This is a genomic window from Amycolatopsis sp. NPDC006131 (genome assembly GCF_040614175.1).
Taxonomy (GTDB): Bacteria; Actinomycetota; Actinomycetes; order Mycobacteriales; family Pseudonocardiaceae; genus Amycolatopsis_E; species Amycolatopsis_E tucumanensis.
In genome coordinates, this window is record NZ_JBEXTX010000097.1 from 1 (window position 1) to 16947 (window position 16947).

Below are 16947 nucleotides of genomic sequence, written 5' to 3' on the forward strand. Positions count from 1 at the left end.
GCTGGTCCGGCTGCTGGCGCTGACGGGCCGCGATCCGGAGTGGCGCGCCTAGCGGGGCGCCCTGGGGTGCCGGGGCCGAGGTGGCGCGGCTAGGGCTGCCGGCTGCCGACTGTTGGCTGTTGGGCCGGGGGCTGGGGGTGGCGTCCGCCGTGGGGTGCCGTGCGGGGGGCGAGGCGCCGGAGCTGGACCGTTTGTGGCTGAACGCTGCCCCGGCTCCCGGCTACTGGCCCTGGAGTCCGGCGTGCCGGGGCGAGGGCTTCGCCGCGGCGGGGCGGTCCCGTCGGTGAACCGAGCGGGATCAACCGCGTCGGGCCGGTGTGGTGAAAGTCACCGGCGGCAGGTGCGCGGGCAGCCCTCGCACAGGGGTTGCTCCGGCAGCAGGTACGAGAAGCAGCAGCTCTCCCGCCGCCGGGCCCACCCGTCCTCGGTCGGCCGCAGCCGGGTCGACGCCGTCAGCGGCGGGTAGTGCTCGTCCAGCACGAGCTGCGCGTCCGCGACGCCCGCCTCCTCGTCCCCGGCGTACAGGCCCGCCCACCAGAGCGTGCTGTCCAGGGCGTCCGTCGCCGCCGCCCAGAGCATCCGGCGGCCGAGCCGGCTCAGCGGCGCGTACGCCTGCACGAACTGCGCCGCGTGCGCCGTGTAACGAGCGCGCAGCACCGCGGCCAGCGCCCGCTCGTCCGCGACCACCGTCGCCTCGGGGCGGTCCGCTTCGGGGTCCCCGGGCAGGCAGTAGAACTCGTCCCCCAGCACCGCCACACCTTCGGGGTGCGGGCGGTCCGCGCACAGGCGGAAGGCGAGTTCACCCGGCCGCAGCATGGGTACTCGCCGTTCGTGATGGAGCAGCAACGCACCGGTGAACGCCGGCACGTGCAGGTACCACGACATGACGAACCCGGCCGTCGTCCGTTCGGGCGCCTCGCCGAAGCCGTCGCGCAGCCACTCGCCGAGGAGCTTGCGCCACACGTCGAACCGCGCGGGGTCGGCCAGCAGGTCGCCGCAGCGCTGCCAGCCGCCCGTCGCGGGCAGGTCGGCGCGCACTTCCATGCGGTCCTGCAGGGCGGCCACCCTCGTGACGGACGCTCCGAGAGCGCCCAGCGCGGTTTCGATGGCGGACCTCCCTGCTCCATCCGAGTGGTTAGGTTGGCCTTACCTTACTCAATTCACGCGCGAGCGCCAGTCCCGTCCCCGTCCCGGGGGTGTTCGCGGTGAGCGGACAAACCGGGGCTTGCGGAATCGCCGGGAGAAGTCCCGCGTTGCACATGTACGTCAGCTACCAGCGCAGACTCATCGCCGGGGGTTTCCGGCGTCTACACCAGCTGTGACCTAATCCGCCCCAGTGGTAGTCCGGTGGGACCGCATGGCTACTACAGTGGACTCACGGTGCTGAATCCATCGCGAAGTGATGGGTGCTCACCGCCGGCGCAGCAGTCGAGGGAGTGGGAATGTTCGAGAGGTTCACCGACCGCGCGAGGCGGGTGGTCGTCCTGGCCCAGGAAGAGGCCCGGATGCTCAACCACAACTACATCGGCACCGAGCACATCCTCCTGGGCCTGATCCACGAGGGTGAGGGTGTCGCCGCCAAGGCGCTCGAATCGTTGGGTATCGCGCTGGAAGGCGTGCGGCAGCAGGTCGAGGAGATCATCGGCCAGGGCCAGCAGGCCCCGAGCGGGCACATCCCGTTCACCCCGCGCGCCAAGAAGGTGCTCGAGCTGTCGCTGCGCGAGGCGCTGCAGCTCGGCCACAACTACATCGGCACCGAGCACATCCTGCTCGGCCTGATCCGCGAGGGCGAAGGCGTCGCCGCGCAGGTGCTCGTCAAGCTGGGCGCGGACCTGAACCGGGTGCGCCAGCAGGTGCTGCAGCTGCTCTCCGGCTACCAGGGCAAGGAGCCGGCCGAGGCCGGCGCCGGCCGCGGCGAGGGCACCCCGTCCTCCTCGCTGGTGCTCGACCAGTTCGGCCGCAACCTCACCCAGTCGGCGCGTGAGGGCAAGCTGGACCCGGTCATCGGGCGCGGCAAGGAGATCGAGCGGGTCATGCAGGTGCTGTCCCGCCGCACCAAGAACAACCCGGTTCTGATCGGCGAGCCCGGCGTCGGCAAGACCGCCGTCGTCGAGGGCCTCGCCCAGAACATCGTCAAGGGCGAGGTGCCCGAGACGCTGAAGGACAAGCAGCTCTACACGCTGGACCTGGGCTCCCTGGTCGCCGGTTCCCGGTACCGCGGTGACTTCGAAGAGCGCCTGAAGAAGGTGCTCAAGGAGATCAAGACCCGCGGCGACATCATCCTGTTCATCGACGAGCTGCACACGCTCGTCGGCGCGGGTGCCGCCGAGGGCGCGATCGACGCCGCGTCGATCCTCAAGCCCATGCTGGCCCGCGGCGAGCTGCAGACCATCGGCGCCACCACGCTCGAGGAGTACCGCAAGTACATCGAGAAGGACGCCGCGCTGGAGCGCCGCTTCCAGCCGATCCAGGTGGGCGAGCCGTCGCTCGAGCACACCATCGAGATCCTCAAGGGCCTGCGGGACCGCTACGAGGCGCACCACCGCGTGTCGATCACCGACTCCGCGCTGGTCGCCGCGGCCACCCTGGCCGACAGGTACATCAACGACCGGTTCCTGCCGGACAAGGCGATCGACCTGATCGACGAGGCCGGCGCCCGCATGCGCATCCGCCGCATGACGGCTCCGCCGGACCTGCGCGAATTCGACGAGAAGATCGCCAAGGTGCGCCGCGACAAGGAGTCCGCGATCGACGCGCAGGACTTCGAGCGCGCCGCCCGGCTGCGTGACGAGGAGAAGAACCTCCTCGCGCAGAAGTCCGAGCGGGAGAAGCAGTGGAAGGACGGTGACCTGGACGTCGTCGCCGAGGTCGACGACGAGCAGATCGCCGAGGTCCTGGCCAACTGGACCGGCATCCCGGTGTTCAAGCTCACCGAGGAGGAGACCACGCGTCTGCTCCGCATGGAGGACGAGCTGCACAAGCGGATCATCGGCCAGGAGGACGCCGTCAAGGCCGTCTCCCAGGCGATCCGCCGCACCCGTGCCGGCCTGAAGGACCCGAAGCGCCCGTCCGGCTCGTTCATCTTCGCCGGCCCGTCCGGTGTCGGTAAGACCGAGCTGTCCAAGGCGCTGGCGGAGTTCCTGTTCGGCGAGGACGACGCGCTCATCCAGATCGACATGGGCGAGTTCCACGACCGCTACACCGCCTCGCGGCTGTTCGGCGCCCCTCCGGGGTACGTCGGCTACGAGGAGGGTGGCCAGCTGACCGAGAAGGTCCGCCGGAAGCCGTTCTCCGTGGTCCTGTTCGACGAGATCGAGAAGGCCCACCAGGAGATCTACAACACGCTCCTGCAGGTGCTGGAGGACGGCCGGCTCACCGACGGTCAGGGCCGCACGGTCGACTTCAAGAACACGGTGCTGATCTTCACCTCGAACCTGGGCACGTCGGACATCTCCAAGACCGTCAGCCTCGGCTTCTCTTCGGGTAACGACGAGGGATCGCGTTACGAGAAGATGAAGCAGAAGGTCAACGAGGAGATGAAGAAGCACTTCCGGCCCGAGTTCCTCAACCGGATCGACGACATCATCGTGTTCCACCAGCTCACCCAGGAGCAGATCATCGAGATGGTCGACCTGATGGTGACGCGGGTGGAGAAGCAGCTGAAGGCCAAGGACATGGCTCTCGAGCTGACCGACAAGGCGAAGGCGCTGCTGGCCAAGCGCGGCTTCGACCCGGTGCTCGGCGCCCGTCCGCTGCGCCGGACCATCCAGCGGGAGATCGAGGACCAGCTGTCCGAGAAGATCCTGTTCGGCGAGGTCGAGGCTGGTCAGATCGTGATCGTCGACGTCGAGGGCTGGAGCGGCAACCCGGAGGACCGCGACGACGAGGCGCGCTTCGTCTTCCGCGGCGAGCCGAAGCCGGCCGACGTCCCCGACGCCCCGCCGGTGAGCATCGGCGCGGGCACCCACGAGGACGACGCCGAAGGCGAGCGCTGATCTCGTAAGACCGCAAGACGCGAGTGCCCCCAGGGACTGGTTCCCTGGGGGCACTCTCGCGTTTCCGGGCTGGTTACTTGCACTCATAAGGTGTGCGTTATATTCTGCGCATGGGGTGGGAGATCGAGTTGCACCGGGAGGTGGACGAGTGGTTCGTCGATCTGTGCCGGACCGATCCGCTTTCGGCCGACCTCGTCGAGGCAGCCATCGACCTCCTCGCGTGCCACGGGCCAGGGCTCGGCAGGCCGCTGGTGGACCGGTTGCGGGGCTCACGCCTCCACAACTTGAAGGAGTTGCGCCCGGCGTCCGCGGGTAGCACAGAGATCCGGATATTGTTCGCGTTCGATCCCTTTCGCCGGGCGATACTCCTCGTGGCCGGCGACAAGGCGGGCAACTGGAAGCGCTGGTACGACATCAACATCCCGCTGGCCGAGAACCGGTACGAGAAGCACCTGGCGGGGGAGGAGGACTGATGGGCCGCTCGTGGAACGAGGTCAAGGCGGAGAAGCTGAACATCGACGTCCAGGCCGGCCGGGACGTGAACGTCGTCATGGCCGATGCCGCGGAGGCGACTCAGGCCTACGTCCTCGGGTTCCGGCTCGCGCAGTTGCGTGAGGACGCCGGTGTGAGCCAGACCGAGCTGGCGCGCCGCATGGGGGTCAGCCAGCCGCGCATCAGCCAGCTCGAACAGGGCGACCCGCGGCAGATGGAGCTGGACACGATCGCCCGCTACGTGGCTGCGCTGGGCGGCAGGCTGCGCGTCGTGGCGGACTTCGACGACCACGACGTCACCGTGTCGGCCACCGAGCCGGCACACCGGTCGGCCTGACCGCCGAAACGAGAGCGCTTCCGGGGGCGACTCCTCTCGGGGCGCGGGGTCTCCCCGATAGTGTGATCGCTGCGCTGAGGGGAGGCACATGAACGTCCTGTCGATCGATCTGGGCACGTCGGGCACGGTGGCCGTCCTGTCCGCCTTCGATCGCGGGCCGCGTGTCATCGAGGTCGACGGGTCGGTCACCATGTCCTCCGCGGTCTTCGCGGGCGAGGACGGCACGCTGGTCGTCGGGCAGGACGCGGAGCGCCGGGCGCGCCTCGACCCGGCCCGGTTCGAGCCCAACCCCAAGCGGCGCATCGACGACGCGACCCTCCTGCTCGGCGACACCGTCGTCGAGGTGACCGACGCCCTCGCCGCGGTCCTGCGCCGCGTCGCGGAGGAGGCCCACCGCCAGCTCGCCGGGCAGCCGCTCGACCACGTCCGCCTCTCCCACCCCGCCCGCTGGGGCGCCACCCGCCAGCAGCTCCTCCGCCAGGCCGCGGTCAAGGCCGGTCTCGGCCCCAACCCGGTCCTCATCCCGGAACCGGTCGCCGCCGCCGCGCACTACGCCTCCCTCGGCCGCGCCCTGCCGCCCGGCAGCACCCTCGCCGTCTACGACCTCGGCGCCGGCACGTTCGACTGCGCCGTCGTCGGCGTCACCGACCGCGGCTTCACCGTGCTCGCCGACAACGGCCTGCCGGACCTCGGCAGCCTCGACATCGACCAGGCCCTCCTCGAACACGTCGGCCGCCAGGTCTCCCACACCGACCCGGCCCAGTGGCAGCGGATGCTGCGCCCGCAGAGCCTCGCCGACCGCCGCATCCGCCGCGCGCTCCTGCAGGACGTCCGCGAGGCCAAGGAAACCCTGTCCCGCCACGCGCACACCGAAGTGCCGATGCCGGAACCGTTCGACGACGTCCTGGTCACCCGCGCCGAACTGGAGGCCCTGGTCCGGCCGAACCTGCTGCGCAGCGCCGAGATGCTCGCCGCGACCATCCGCGACGCCGGGCGCACCCCGCAGCAGCTCACCGGCGTCTACCTGGTCGGCGGGCCGAGCCGCATGCCGCTCGTCGCGGCCCTGCTCGCCGAGCAGCTCGGCGTCCTGCCGACCACCCAGGACCAGCCGGAGACCGCGGTCGCGTTCGGACTGCACCACGTCCCGGCCGCCCCGCCGCCGACCCCGCCCGCGATCCCCGCGATCGACGGCCGCACCGTCCCGGCCATGGCGCCGGCCACCCCGCCCGTCGCCTGGCAGCCACCGCCGCCCAAGCCCAGGGGCGTCCGCAAGCCGCTGCTCATCGGCGCCGGCGTCGGCGTGCTGGTCGCCGCGCTGGTGATCACCCTCCTCGCCGTCACCCGCGGCGGGTCCGGCGGCCCGGCCGCGGCCGGCAGCACCGGACACTCCACCCAACAGGTTTCCGCGGGCTGCTCGACCGGCGGCGAGCCCGACGCCGACGGCTTCACGTCCTGCATGCGCCGCCTCGCCGGCACCGTGCCGGACGTCGGGACCTGCGAACGCGGCGGGGCCGGCGTGCCGATCCAGCAGGCGGGCGCCGAGAACGTGGTGACCTGCACGCTGCCCAGCGATTCGACCACCAGCGGCCGGTCCGTCGTCTACTACGAGGGCATGTCGTTCGACGCGCTGAAACCGGGCATCGAGTCCCAGCTGGGCGCTTCGGACACCGCGCTCGAAGGCCGCTGGAGCGGTGACGGCCTGAGCGGCGACTACCTGGCAGGCACGACCACCGGCATGGGCATCATGCTGTTCGGCACGGACGACGCCGAGATCTGCGGCCTGCTGGTGTGGATCGACTTCGGCACGGACGGTCCGACGCCGCGGGACATGGTCGACTACTTCGAGCAGAGCCTCAAGCCCGGCGCCTGATCTGGAACAGTGGTACCCGTGCGGGTGGCACTGCTCGGCCCGGTCCGGGCCCAGGCGGACGACGGCACGCCGATCGACATCGGCGGCGCGCGCCTGCGCATGCTCCTGGCCCGCCTGGCGCTCGACCCCGGGCGCGCGGTGGGCGCCGATGCGCTGATCGACGACCTGTGGGGCGCCGAACCACCCACCGACGGCGCGAACGCCCTGCAGTCGCTGGTGTCCCGGCTGCGGCGCGTCCTGGGCGGCGCGGGCACGATCACCTCCGGCTCCGGCGGCTACACGCTCGAAGCCGACGTGGACGCCCACCGGTTCGAGGAGCTGGCCGCGCGTGGGCGGCGCGAGCTCGCCGCCGGACGGCACCGGGAGGCCGCCGCGGTCCTCGGCGAAGCGCTCGCGTTGTGGCGCGGCGAGGCACTGGCCGACGTGCTCGACGCGCCGTTCGCGCAGGCCCCGGTCGCGCGGCTGGACGAGCTGCGGATCGCCGCGGTGGAGGATCGCTTCGAGGCCGAGCTGGCGCTCGGCCGGCACGCCGAGGTGCTCGCGGACCTGGACGCCGCCGGGGACGCGCACCCGCTGCGGGAACGCCTGGCGTCGCTGCGGATGCGGGCGCTGGCCGCGAGCGGCCGCCAGGCCGACGCTTTGGCCGTGTTCGAGCGGATCCGGTCGACCCTGGCCGAGGAGCTGGGCGTCGACCCATCCGCCGAACTCCGCGGGGCCCACCTCGCGGTCCTGCGCGGGGAGGTGGCGCCGCCGCGTGCCGAGCCCGCGCTCCCGGTGCGGCTGACCAGTTTCGTCGGCCGCGAGCGGGAACTCGACCAGGTCGCGCGGGCGCTGTCGGCGTCCCGGCTGGTCACGCTCGTCGGGCCGGGCGGGGCGGGCAAGACCCGGCTGGCGACCGAAGTGGCGGAGCGCCACCCGGCTCGCGCGTGGTTCGTCGCGCTCGCGGGTGTGCGCGACGCCGACGACGTGACCGGCGCGGTCCTCGGCGCGCTGGGGCCACTGGACTTCCGCGTCACCAGCGCGCCGAAGGCGCCGGTGGACGCGATGGCGCAGATCGTGGCGCTGCTCGACGGCGGCGACGCGTTGCTGGTGCTGGACAACTGCGAGCACGTCGTGGACACCGCCGCCGACGTGGCTTTCCAGCTGCTCGCGCGGGTGCCGGGGCTGCGGGTGCTGGCCACCAGCCGGGAACCGCTCGCGATCACCGGTGAGGCGCTGTGCCAGGTGGGGCCGCTGGAGGTCGCCGAGGCGGTGCGGCTGTTCACCGAACGGGCGGTCGCGGTGCGCCCCGGCTTCGTCCTCGACGAGTCCACTTCGGACGCCGTCACGGAAATCTGCCGGAGCCTGGACGGGATGCCGCTCGCGCTGGAGCTGGCCGCCGCGCGGCTGCGGTCGATGACGGCGGACCAGATCGCGCGACGGCTGGACGACCGCTTCCGGCTGCTGAACTCCGGCAGCCGCACCGCCGTGCCGCGGCAGCGCACCCTGCGGGCAGTCGTCGAGTGGAGCTGGGACCTGCTGGAGAAGCCGGAACGGATCCTGGCGCGCAGGCTCTCGGTGTTCACCGGGGGCGCCACGGTGACCTCGGCGGAGGCCGTCTGCGCCGACGAGCTGCTGCCCGCCGAGGACGTGCTCTACGTGCTCGGCTCACTCGTCGAGAAGTCCATTGTGGACGCGGTGTCGACCGGAGGTGAGCCGCGGTACCGGATGCTGGAGACCATCCGCGCCTACGGTGCCGAACGGCTCGACGAGTCCGGCGAGCGGGACGACGTGGTGCGGCGGTTCACCGGGTTCTTCGCCGGGCTGGCCGAGGAGCACGAGCCGAAACTGCGCGGGCACGAGCAGGTCCGCGCGATCGAGGTGTTCGGCGCGGAGCACGACAACATCATGGCGGCGGTGCGGCGCGCCCTCGACGGCCAGGACGCGGGCACGGCGGCGCGGCTCGTCGTCGCGACGCTCTGGTACTGGGTGATCCGCGGGTTCAACGCCGAACCGGCGCCGCTGCTGGACGAGGTGCTGCGCCACGACGGCCTGCCGGACCACGCCCGCGCGTGCCTCGACGTCATGCACGCGCTCATGACGAGCCTGCCGATGGTGCACCGGGACGACCTCCCCGAGCTGACCGCCGAGTGCGTGCGCACCGGGGCGGTCGAGCGGTACCCGATGCTGGCGCTGGCCCTGCCGATGAGTTGTTTCCTCGGTGGCCGCCGGGATCTCGCCGAGCAGGAGGTGCGCCGCGTGCTGCGCGGCTCGGACCGCTGGGCGATCTCGTGCGCGAGCTGGGCCGACGGGTTCATGGCCGACCAGGACGGCGACCTGGACCGCGGCGGGCGCGCCAGGGACCGGGCGGTGGCGGGTTTCCGCGAGTGCGGGGACCGGTGGGGCACCGCGATGACGGTCGCGATGCAGGCGGAGGCGCACTCCCTGCGTGGTGAGCACGCCGCGGCGATCGCCGGGTTCGAGGAGGGCGTGCGGATCGCCCGCGAGCTGTCCGCCGCGGACGACCTGGTGCAGCAACTGTCCCGGCTGGCCGAGGAGCGGTTCCGGGCCGGGGACGCCGAGGCGGCCTGGCAGGACATCGCCGAGGCCGAGCGGCTGGTGGGGGACAAGATCGACCGCAGGGCGATGGTGGCACTGCGGAAGTTCGACGTGGCCCGGCGCTCCGGTGAGCTGGAGCTGGCGCGCGCCGAGCACGCGTGGCTGACGGCGAACTCGGCGCGGATCCCGTTCCCGGTCGACCTGGCGGGGGAGCTGGTCGCGGTCGCCGGCGCGGCGCTGCTCGTCACCGAGGGGCGGCCCGCGGAGGCCCGTGCGTTGCTGGCGGCGCCGCTGCGCTCGTCCAGCGAGCGCCGGGACCTGCCGGACGTGGCGAAGGCGACCACCGTGGTCGCGCTCGCGTTCCACGCGGAGGGCGACCCCGAGCGGGCCGCCTGGGCGCTTGGGCTGAGCGCGGCCATCCGCGGCGTCTTCGACTCCGGCGACCCGGAGCTGCGCGCGGTGGTCGCCGTCCTCCGGGAGATCCTCGGGGCGGACGCCTACGAGGAGGCCTACCAGCGGGGCGCGCGGCTCAGCAGCTCGCAGGCGATGGCCGCGGTCAAGGCCGCGGTCGCCGATCGGATCGGGTGACCGGGTCTCCGCCGGACCCCCAGCGGCCGGCGGAGACCCGGTGGGTCAGGCCACCCGGCGCCGGTAGGCGCGCATCGCCAGCGGGAAGAACACCGCGACGATCCCCGCCATCCAGGCGAGCGCGCCCAGCAGCGGCCCGGCGACCTGGCCGCCGTTCAGCAGGCCACGCATGGCCTCGGTCAGCAGGCTCACCGGGCTGACGTCCGACCACGCGCGCAGCCAGTCGGGCATCGTGTCGGACGGGACGAACACGTTGCTGCCGAAGGTGATCGGCATCATGACCGCCACCATCACGCCCTGCACGGCGCCAGGGCTGCGCATGAGCATCCCGACGAACACCGCGATCCAGCAGAAGCACAGCCCGGCCAGCAGCATCAGCGCGACGCCGACCACCAGCGAACCCGGATCGGTGTGCAGCCGGTAGCCCATGACCGTGCCCGCGACCAGCAGCACCGCGAGCGCCACCGCGTACCGCACGACGTCCGACACCACCGCGCCGATCAGCGGCGCGGACCGGGCGATCGGCATGCTGCGGAACCGGTCGAAGACGCCCTTCGTGACGTCGGTGTTGAGCGAGGTGCCGGTGGCCATGCTCGCGAACACCGTGTTCTGCACCATCAGCCCGGGCACCAGCACCTGCAGGTAGGCGCTCGTGCTGCCGGCGATCGCGCCGCCGAACAGGTACCCGAACATGAGCAGGAACAGGATCGGCTGCAGCGTGACGTCGGCCAGCTGCTCCGGGTTCTTGCGGATCTTCAGCACACCCCGCCAGGCCAGGGTGAGCCCGTCCTGCAGGGCCTTGCCCGGGCTGATGCGCCGGGGCAGTTCGAGCACGGTCACACCAGGCTCCCTTCCGGTGCGGTTTCCTCGGCCGGCTTTCCGGTCAGCGCCAGGAAGACCTCGTCGAGGCTGGGCAGGCGCAGCGCCAGCTCGTCGGCGGTGATGCCGGCTTCGTCCAGTTTCCGGACCAAAGTGGACATCAGGACCGGATCGCCGACCGGCGCCGTCAGCAGGCCGACATCGGTGTCGCGGGCGGGTTCGATGCCGGTCAGGACGGTCAGGATCCGCGCCACGGCTTCGAAATCGGCTCGCGAGGTCGGCCGGACCTGCACGGTCTGCCCGCCCACCCGGCGCTTCAGCTCGTCCGGGCGGCCCTCCGCGACGACCCGCCCGTGGTCGATCACGGTGATGGTGTCGGCGAGCTGGTCGGCCTCGTCGAGGTACTGCGTGGTCAGCAGCACGGTCGCGCCGTCGTCGACGAGCCGCCGCACCACCTGCCACACCTCGTTGCGCGCGTGCGGGTCCAGCCCCGTGGTCGGCTCGTCGAGGTAGAGCAGCTTGGGGCGGCCGACCAGGCTCGCGGCGAGGTCGAGCCGCCGCCGCATGCCGCCCGAGTACGTCTTCGCGGCGCGCCCGGCGGCGTCGGACAGCTCGAACTGCTCCAGCAACTCGGCCGCGCGCGCCCGCGCGCCGGCCCGGCTCAGCCCGAGCAAACGGCCCAGCAGCACGAGGTTCTCGGTGCCGGACAGGTCCTCGTCGACCGACGCGTACTGGCCGGTCAGGCCGATCAGGCCGCGCACGCGGACCGCGTCGCGCACGACGTCGTAGCCCCCGACCGTCGCGCGGCCGGCGTCCGGACGCAGCAGCGTCGCCAGTATCCGCACGGTGGTGGTCTTCCCGGCGCCGTTCGGGCCGAGCACGCCGACCACCTTGCCGGTCGGCACCTCCAGGTCGACCCCGTTCAGCGCGGTGGTGCCCCCGAACCGTTTCACCAGGCCCTCAGCCTGGATCGCCAAGGTCATGAAATCCTCCTCCTGTGTCGGAACCGACTCTTCCGGGGGAACCTGACAGCGCGCGCACAGGCGACTGTCAGCCGCCGCCCAGACGTGACAGGAAGACTGGGCGGGTGGTCTTCTTCGCGATCCTCGCCGCGGTCTTCGTGGTGTTCGCCGTGATGCGCCTGTTCGGCGTCGACGGCGGGCGGCTGACCGCGTCGCTGATCGCGCTCACGCCGTACTGGATCGTCTGCGGCCTGCTGCTGGCGGCGCTCACCCTCGCGCTCCGGCACTGGTGGATCGGCGGGACCGTGCTGGTGCTGGCCCTCGTGCTGGGCGGGGTGGTGGTGCCGCGTGCCTTCTCCTCGGCGCAGCCGCAGGTGCACGGGCGGACGCTGCACGTGATGTCCTCGAACATGTACTACGGCGAAGCCGATCCGCAGACCATCGTGCGGCTGGTGCGGGAGAACCAGGTCGACGTGCTGAACCTGCTGGAGCTGACGCCGCAGGGGGTGTCCGCGCTGGAGGCGGCCGGGTTGTTCGAGCTGCTGCCGCACCGCGTGCTGGAGCCGGCGCGGCGGGGCGCCGGGTCGGGGCTGGCGTCGCGCTACCCGGTCACGCAGCTGTCACTGGCGGGACCGTCCGAGTTCGCCCAGCCGAGCGCGCGCCTGGACCTCGGGGGCGGGGTGTCGGTCGAGGTCGTGGCGGTGCACCCGACGGCGCCGGTCGCCGACGCGGGGGCGTGGAAGTCGGAGATCGCCGGACTGCCGCACCCCGATCCGGACGGCCCGGTGCGCATCCTGGCGGGGGACTTCAACGCCACGCTCGACCACGGCACGCTGCGGGACCTGATCGCGACCGGCTACACCGACGCCGGCGACGCGATGGGCGAGGGCTTCACGTCGACCTGGCCGTCGAAACTGCTGCCGCCCCCGGTCACGATCGACCACGTCCTGGTCGACCAGCGCGCCGCGGTCACCGCCTACCGCGTGTTCCCGATGCCGAACTCCGACCACAAGGCCGTGTTCGCCGCGATCACGCTCCCGTGAGCTGCGCGTGCCGGACGAACCGCGCGATGTCCGGGGACGTGGCGGTCGCGGCCCACACGACGTGCAGCTCGCTGGGTGACAGGCCGTGCACCGGCACCACGGCGATCCCGGTGAGCGGCAGTTCCGGCAGCAGCGTCCTGGGCACGAAACCGACCGCCTGACCGAGCCGGACCGCGCTCGCGTACTCCGCGCCGCTGCGCACCAGCGGGCCCGGTCGCCAGTCGTAGGGGATCCGGTCGGTGCCGGTCCAGTACGCCGTCTCGGCGGCCGACATGTCGACCCAGCGTGGGAACGTCTCGCCGTCCAGCTCGGCCCGCTCGATCGACTCCCGGCCGGACAGCGGGTGCGACCGCGGCAGCAAGGCGACCCGTTCGTCGATCCGCACCGGATCGCTGTCCAGGCCCCGGCTCTCGAACGGGACGCGCAGCAGACCCACGTCGGCGGCGCCCGTGCGCAGTTCGTCCGCCTGGACCTGCCAGTCCGCCACGGTAGCGACGGCCCGCGGTTCGTACTGCTCGTTGTAGGAATCGATCAGGCCCTGGAGCGTGGCGACGTCGCAGGCGCGCGGTCACCCGCAGCTGCGGCCCCTCCTGCCCGAACCGCGCCACCCTGGCGATCGCCGCGCGCGCGTGCTCGTCGATGCCCCGGGCGTCCTCGGCGAGCATCCGCCCGGCCGGGGTGAGCTCCGCGCCCTGGTGCCCACGGGCGAACAGCGCCGTCCCGACCCCGTCCTCGAGCGCCCGGATCGCCCGGGACAACGCCGGCTGCGTCATGCCGAGCCGTTGCGCGGCGGCGGTGAACGTGCCTTCCGTGGCGACCGCCAGGAAATACCGCAGGTGCTTCAGATCCACTCCGACAGGCTGCCATGCCGGCCCGCATGGACCCATGTCCGCGCGGCTTTGGACGGATTCCCGCCACTGCGCTGAGCTGAACGGCATGACACAGAAGGCAATCGTGACCGCGGCCACCGGGGGACTCGGCTTCGAGGTGGCCCGGCAACTGGCCCGGCTGGACCACGACGTGGTGATCGTCGGGCGCGACCCGGAACGCGGCGCGGCGGCGGCGCGGATCATCGGCGGCCGGTTCGTCCAGGCCGACCTCTCGGTGCTGGCGGAGGTGCGCGCGCTCGGCGAACGGCTCGCCGCGGAGGGTCCGTGGCAGCTGCTGGTGAACAACGTGGGCGGCATGTGGTCGGAGCGCTGGGAAACGGCCGAGGGCATCGAGGCGAGCTTCGCGGTGAACCACCTCTCGCCACTGGTGCTGACCGAAGCGCTGCTGGACTCGCTGCGCGCCGGCCGCCCGAGCCGGATCGTCGACGTCACGTCGTCGTCCATCCAAGCCGCTCTGACGCTGGGCACCCCGTCATACGCGGAGGTCGAGCCCGGCGAGTACTACGGCATGGCGGTGTCCGGACGGGCGAAGCTCGCGCACCTGGCGTACAACCGGGAACTGGCCGAGCGGTTGCGGGGCAGCGGGATCGCGGTGTTCGCGGCGGACCCGGGCGCGGCGGCGACCCCCAACGCGGCCGCGATGACGCCCGAGATCCTGCCGCCGGCGCTGCGCCCGATGTGGGAGCAGATCCTGGAGGGCGTCCAGCGACCGGCGTCGGCGGCCGCGCGATCCATCGTGTTCGCGGCCACCGATCCGTCGCTGGACACGGGGCTGGTGATCGGCCCGGACTGCACGCCGTCCGAGGACCTGACCGGGGCGCTCACCGACGAGCTGGTGGCGGCCGCCCGTGACCTGACCGAGCGGGTGCTGAAGCAGTAGTGCGCGTACCGGATCCGGCCGCTCGGGGGGCGTGACGGCCGGATCCGGTATGCCGGACGACTGCGAGGAGCACGGTGGCGCCCGTGCGGCCGCAGCCGTCTGGTTAGAGGGCACGACGGCCCTGACGGGACGCGTGGAACCCTCACGTTCACCGGATCGAGTGGCGCGGGTCAGTAGTCCTTGACCGCGTAGGACGCCACCACCTGCGCGAACTCCGCCACACCCGTTTCGACCAGGACCTCGGCCGCGGCGCTCGCGTCCGCCGCCTGACCGGCCTGGGCCCGGCGCTCCCGCAGGTTCATGACCGCCATCTCCTGGTTCGCGCGGGCGTAGTCCCGCAGTTCCTCCTCGTACGCCGCGAACGCGGCCCGGTGGTCGCCGCCGGCCGCGGCCAGCTCGCCGGCCAGCACGTACGCCCCGATCAGCGCCAGGCTCGTGCCCTGCCCGGACATCGGCGAGCCGCAGTACCCGGCGTCGCCGAGCAGCGCGACCCGGCCACGCGACCACGAGTCCAGGAGGATCTGGGCCGCGGAGTCGAAGTGGAAGTCCGCGGCGGCTCGGGCGTGTTCCACCAGCCGCGGCATCTCCCAGCTGTCCCCGGCCAGCGCGCGGGCCACGATCTCCTTCTGGGCCTCGACGTCGCGGTGGTCGTAGTCCACCGGCTCCGCCGAGCCGAACATCAGGTAGGCGCGGGCTTCGGTGTTGTCCCGCGCGCTCATCACCATCGCGCCCCGCATGTCCCCGTCCGGCATCTGGTGCATGACCTGCCAGTTCTCCAGCCCCAGGAAGTTCGGGACCGTGCACACGGCCATGTTCACGCCGAGGTGCCGGATGAACCGCTCGGTGGGGCCGAAGACCAGGCGGCGGGTGTTCGAGTGCAGCCCGTCCGCGCCGACCACCAGGTCGAAGGTGCGTGCCCGGCCGGACTCGAACACCACGCGGACCTCGTGGTCGTCCTGGTCCAGCCCGGCGATCGAGTCGCCGAAGAGGTACTCGACATCGCCGGCGGATTCGGTGATGATCCGCGCGAGGTCGTCCCGCAGGATCTCGACGTCCGGGTTGTCCAGCTCGCCGCCGCTGACCGTGCGGTCGGTGGTGCGGTAGACCTCGGCGCCGGTGGAGTCCACGACCGACATCCCGCGCATGCCGGTGCTGTGCGCGCGCAGCTGGTCGAGGATGCCCATGCGGTCGGCGACGTCCAGCGCCGGGCCGCGCACGTCGACCGCCTGCCCGCCGGGCCGCGGGCCGGGCGCGCGCTCGACCACGGTGACGCTGAAGCCGTAGCGGGTGAGCCAGTGGGCGAGGGCGGGTCCGGCGATGCTGGCGCCGGAAACGAGGACCTTGGTGTCGTTCATGCCGCCACGCTGCCGGGCGCCGCTTACCGGTCGCTGACCGGAAGCTGTCAGCCGTCGAGCAACGCGGTCAGCGCGGGCAGCGCGGCACGGGGGACGGAGACGCCGCGGCCGTGCCGGACCTCCGGTTCCCGCGGGTTGATGCGGATCAGCGCGCCGGTCGCGGCGGAAGCGAGCTCGGCGTACCGGCGGACGGTCGGCACCGCGCGTCCGGCGCCGATCTCGACCACGACGGCGTTCCGGTTCGCGCGCCGCCACTCGGCCAGCGCGCGCATCTGGCCGTCCGTGCGGGACGGCAGCCAGTCGAAATCGCCGAACATCATGATGTTCGGCCGGGCCAGGCCGCCGCAGTTCGGGCAGGACGGCAGCGGCGGGCGGGCGCGCATCGTCGACTCGTCGACGTCGAGGGAGAAGTCCGCGGGCCAGATGTCCGGGCCGCACGGGACGGCACACTGCAGGTGGTGGATCGACCCGTGCGCCTCGGCGACCAGCTCGAACCCGGCGCGCTGGAACTGTCCGTCCACATTGGACGTGAACACCGCGACGCCGCCGGGCAGGCTGCGACCGTGCCGCAGCAGCAGGTCGAACCCCGCGTGCGGTTCGGTGCGCCGGTACATCGCCAGCCGGTGGCCGTAGAAACCCCACGCCAGCTCGGGATCCTCGGCGAAGTGGCGCGGGTCGGCGAGTTCGGCGAAGCTCAGCCCGAGCCGCGCGTACGGCGGATAGGCCCGCCAGAACCCCTCGTTCCCGCGGAAGTCCGGCAGCCCGGAGTCGACGCCCATGCCGGCGCCCGCGCACACGAGGAGCGCGGAGGCGCCGGCGAGCATCTCGGCGGCCTCGGCCAGGCCGTCGCCGGTCATCAGTCGAGCGGAACGACCTCGAACTCCAGCAGGTTCGCCCCGCTGGCCACCGGCCGCGAGCTCTGGCCCGCGTGCGCCTCCTTGGCCGGGCCGCTCGCCCACGCCTGGTACGCCTCCTCGGACTCCCACTTCGTGTAGACGAAGTAGCGGTTCTCGCCTGCGACCGGGCGCAGCAGCTCGAAGCCGAGGAAGCCGGGCTGCCCGTCCACCGAGTGAGCCCGGTTCGCGAACCGCTTCTCCAGCTCGGGGCCCGCGCCCTCGGGAACCTCGATCGCATTGATCTTCACGACTGCCATGACCTCAGCCTACCCAGCTATGCTG

The 16947-nt window shown here is 72.4% G+C and carries 14 protein-coding genes and 1 pseudogene; 7 read left to right on the forward strand and 8 right to left on the reverse strand.

The window, feature by feature from the left end; all coding sequences use genetic code 11:
• Nucleotides 1-327: 327 nt before the first annotated feature.
• A complete protein-coding gene (locus ABZ215_RS34000; protein WP_354954422.1) occupies nucleotides 328-1065 on the reverse strand; it encodes a (2Fe-2S)-binding protein in 738 nt (245 codons plus the stop codon).
• A gap of 377 nt (nucleotides 1066-1442) precedes the next feature.
• On the opposite strand from ABZ215_RS34000, the gene ABZ215_RS34005 reads away from it, so the two are divergent.
• The 5 genes from ABZ215_RS34005 (at nucleotide 1443) to ABZ215_RS34025 (ending at nucleotide 9820) form a co-directional block, all read left to right on the forward strand.
• Nucleotides 1443-3995, forward strand: coding sequence for an ATP-dependent Clp protease ATP-binding subunit (locus ABZ215_RS34005; RefSeq protein ID WP_020417084.1), 2553 nt, complete (start codon nucleotides 1443-1445; stop codon nucleotides 3993-3995).
• A 110-nt stretch (nucleotides 3996-4105) separates the two neighbouring features.
• Nucleotides 4106-4468, forward strand: coding sequence for a type II toxin-antitoxin system RelE/ParE family toxin (locus ABZ215_RS34010; RefSeq protein ID WP_354954424.1), 363 nt, complete (start codon nucleotides 4106-4108; stop codon nucleotides 4466-4468).
• Nucleotides 4468-4824 carry a helix-turn-helix transcriptional regulator gene (locus ABZ215_RS34015; RefSeq protein WP_020417082.1) on the forward strand — a complete coding sequence of 119 codons (357 nt, stop codon included), beginning with the start codon at nucleotides 4468-4470 and terminating at the stop codon, nucleotides 4822-4824. The genes ABZ215_RS34010 and ABZ215_RS34015 overlap by 1 nt, the downstream gene beginning before the upstream one ends.
• A gap of 88 nt (nucleotides 4825-4912) precedes the next feature.
• Nucleotides 4913-6694: an Hsp70 family protein gene (locus tag ABZ215_RS34020; RefSeq protein WP_354954426.1), complete on the forward strand. Its 1782-nt coding sequence runs from the start codon at nucleotides 4913-4915 to the stop codon at nucleotides 6692-6694.
• 18 nt (nucleotides 6695-6712) lie between these two features.
• Entirely contained in the window at nucleotides 6713-9820 is a 3108-nt protein-coding gene (locus ABZ215_RS34025) for a BTAD domain-containing putative transcriptional regulator (RefSeq protein WP_354954428.1), read from the forward strand.
• A 45-nt stretch (nucleotides 9821-9865) separates the two neighbouring features.
• Here the strand turns inward: ABZ215_RS34025 and ABZ215_RS34030 are convergent, their stop codons facing one another.
• Both ABZ215_RS34030 and ABZ215_RS34035 read right to left on the reverse strand, forming a co-directional pair.
• Nucleotides 9866-10660, reverse strand: coding sequence for an ABC transporter permease (locus ABZ215_RS34030; RefSeq protein ID WP_354954430.1), 795 nt, complete (start codon nucleotides 10658-10660; stop codon nucleotides 9866-9868).
• Complete coding sequence (locus ABZ215_RS34035; RefSeq protein WP_354954435.1) at nucleotides 10657-11622, reverse strand: ATP-binding cassette domain-containing protein; 966 nt, start codon at nucleotides 11620-11622, stop codon at nucleotides 10657-10659. Before ABZ215_RS34035 ends, ABZ215_RS34030 begins: the two co-directional genes overlap by 4 nt.
• A 104-nt stretch (nucleotides 11623-11726) precedes the next feature.
• Between ABZ215_RS34035 and ABZ215_RS34040 the strand changes: the two genes are divergently transcribed.
• Nucleotides 11727-12644 carry an endonuclease/exonuclease/phosphatase family protein gene (locus ABZ215_RS34040; protein WP_354954437.1) on the forward strand — a complete coding sequence of 306 codons (918 nt, stop codon included), beginning with the start codon at nucleotides 11727-11729 and terminating at the stop codon, nucleotides 12642-12644.
• Here the strand turns inward: ABZ215_RS34040 and ABZ215_RS34045 are convergent.
• Nucleotides 12631-13131, reverse strand: a complete 501-nt coding sequence (locus tag ABZ215_RS34045; RefSeq protein ID WP_354954439.1) for a LysR substrate-binding domain-containing protein — start codon at nucleotides 13129-13131, stop codon at nucleotides 12631-12633. The two genes, ABZ215_RS34040 and ABZ215_RS34045, sit on opposite strands and share 14 nt — an antisense overlap.
• A 238-nt stretch (nucleotides 13132-13369) precedes the next feature.
• Nucleotides 13370-13582 (reverse strand): annotated as a pseudogene (locus ABZ215_RS34050) (LysR family transcriptional regulator); the annotation flags it as partial.
• Between ABZ215_RS34050 and ABZ215_RS34055 the strand changes: the two are divergent.
• Nucleotides 13581-14414 carry an SDR family NAD(P)-dependent oxidoreductase gene (locus ABZ215_RS34055; RefSeq protein ID WP_354954441.1) on the forward strand — a complete coding sequence of 278 codons (834 nt, stop codon included), beginning with the start codon at nucleotides 13581-13583 and terminating at the stop codon, nucleotides 14412-14414. The pseudogene ABZ215_RS34050 and the gene ABZ215_RS34055 sit on opposite strands and share 2 nt — an antisense overlap.
• 170 nt (nucleotides 14415-14584) lie before the next feature.
• Here ABZ215_RS34055 and ABZ215_RS34060 read toward each other — a convergent pair whose 3' ends face one another.
• Genes ABZ215_RS34060 through ABZ215_RS34070 form a run of 3 tightly spaced genes read right to left on the reverse strand, consistent with a single transcriptional unit; the run spans nucleotide 14585 to nucleotide 16922 of the window.
• Nucleotides 14585-15769 carry an FAD-dependent monooxygenase gene (locus ABZ215_RS34060; RefSeq protein WP_354954443.1) on the reverse strand — a complete coding sequence of 395 codons (1185 nt, stop codon included), beginning with the start codon at nucleotides 15767-15769 and terminating at the stop codon, nucleotides 14585-14587.
• Between the two features lie 47 nt (nucleotides 15770-15816).
• The gene (locus tag ABZ215_RS34065; protein ID WP_354954445.1) at nucleotides 15817-16626 is read right to left on the reverse strand and encodes a Sir2 family NAD-dependent protein deacetylase; all 810 of its coding nucleotides are present in this window, start codon (nucleotides 16624-16626) and stop codon (nucleotides 15817-15819) included.
• Nucleotides 16626-16922, reverse strand: coding sequence for an antibiotic biosynthesis monooxygenase (locus ABZ215_RS34070; RefSeq protein ID WP_020417072.1), 297 nt, complete (start codon nucleotides 16920-16922; stop codon nucleotides 16626-16628). The genes ABZ215_RS34065 and ABZ215_RS34070 overlap by 1 nt, the downstream gene beginning before the upstream one ends.
• Nucleotides 16923-16947 lie beyond the last annotated feature (25 nt).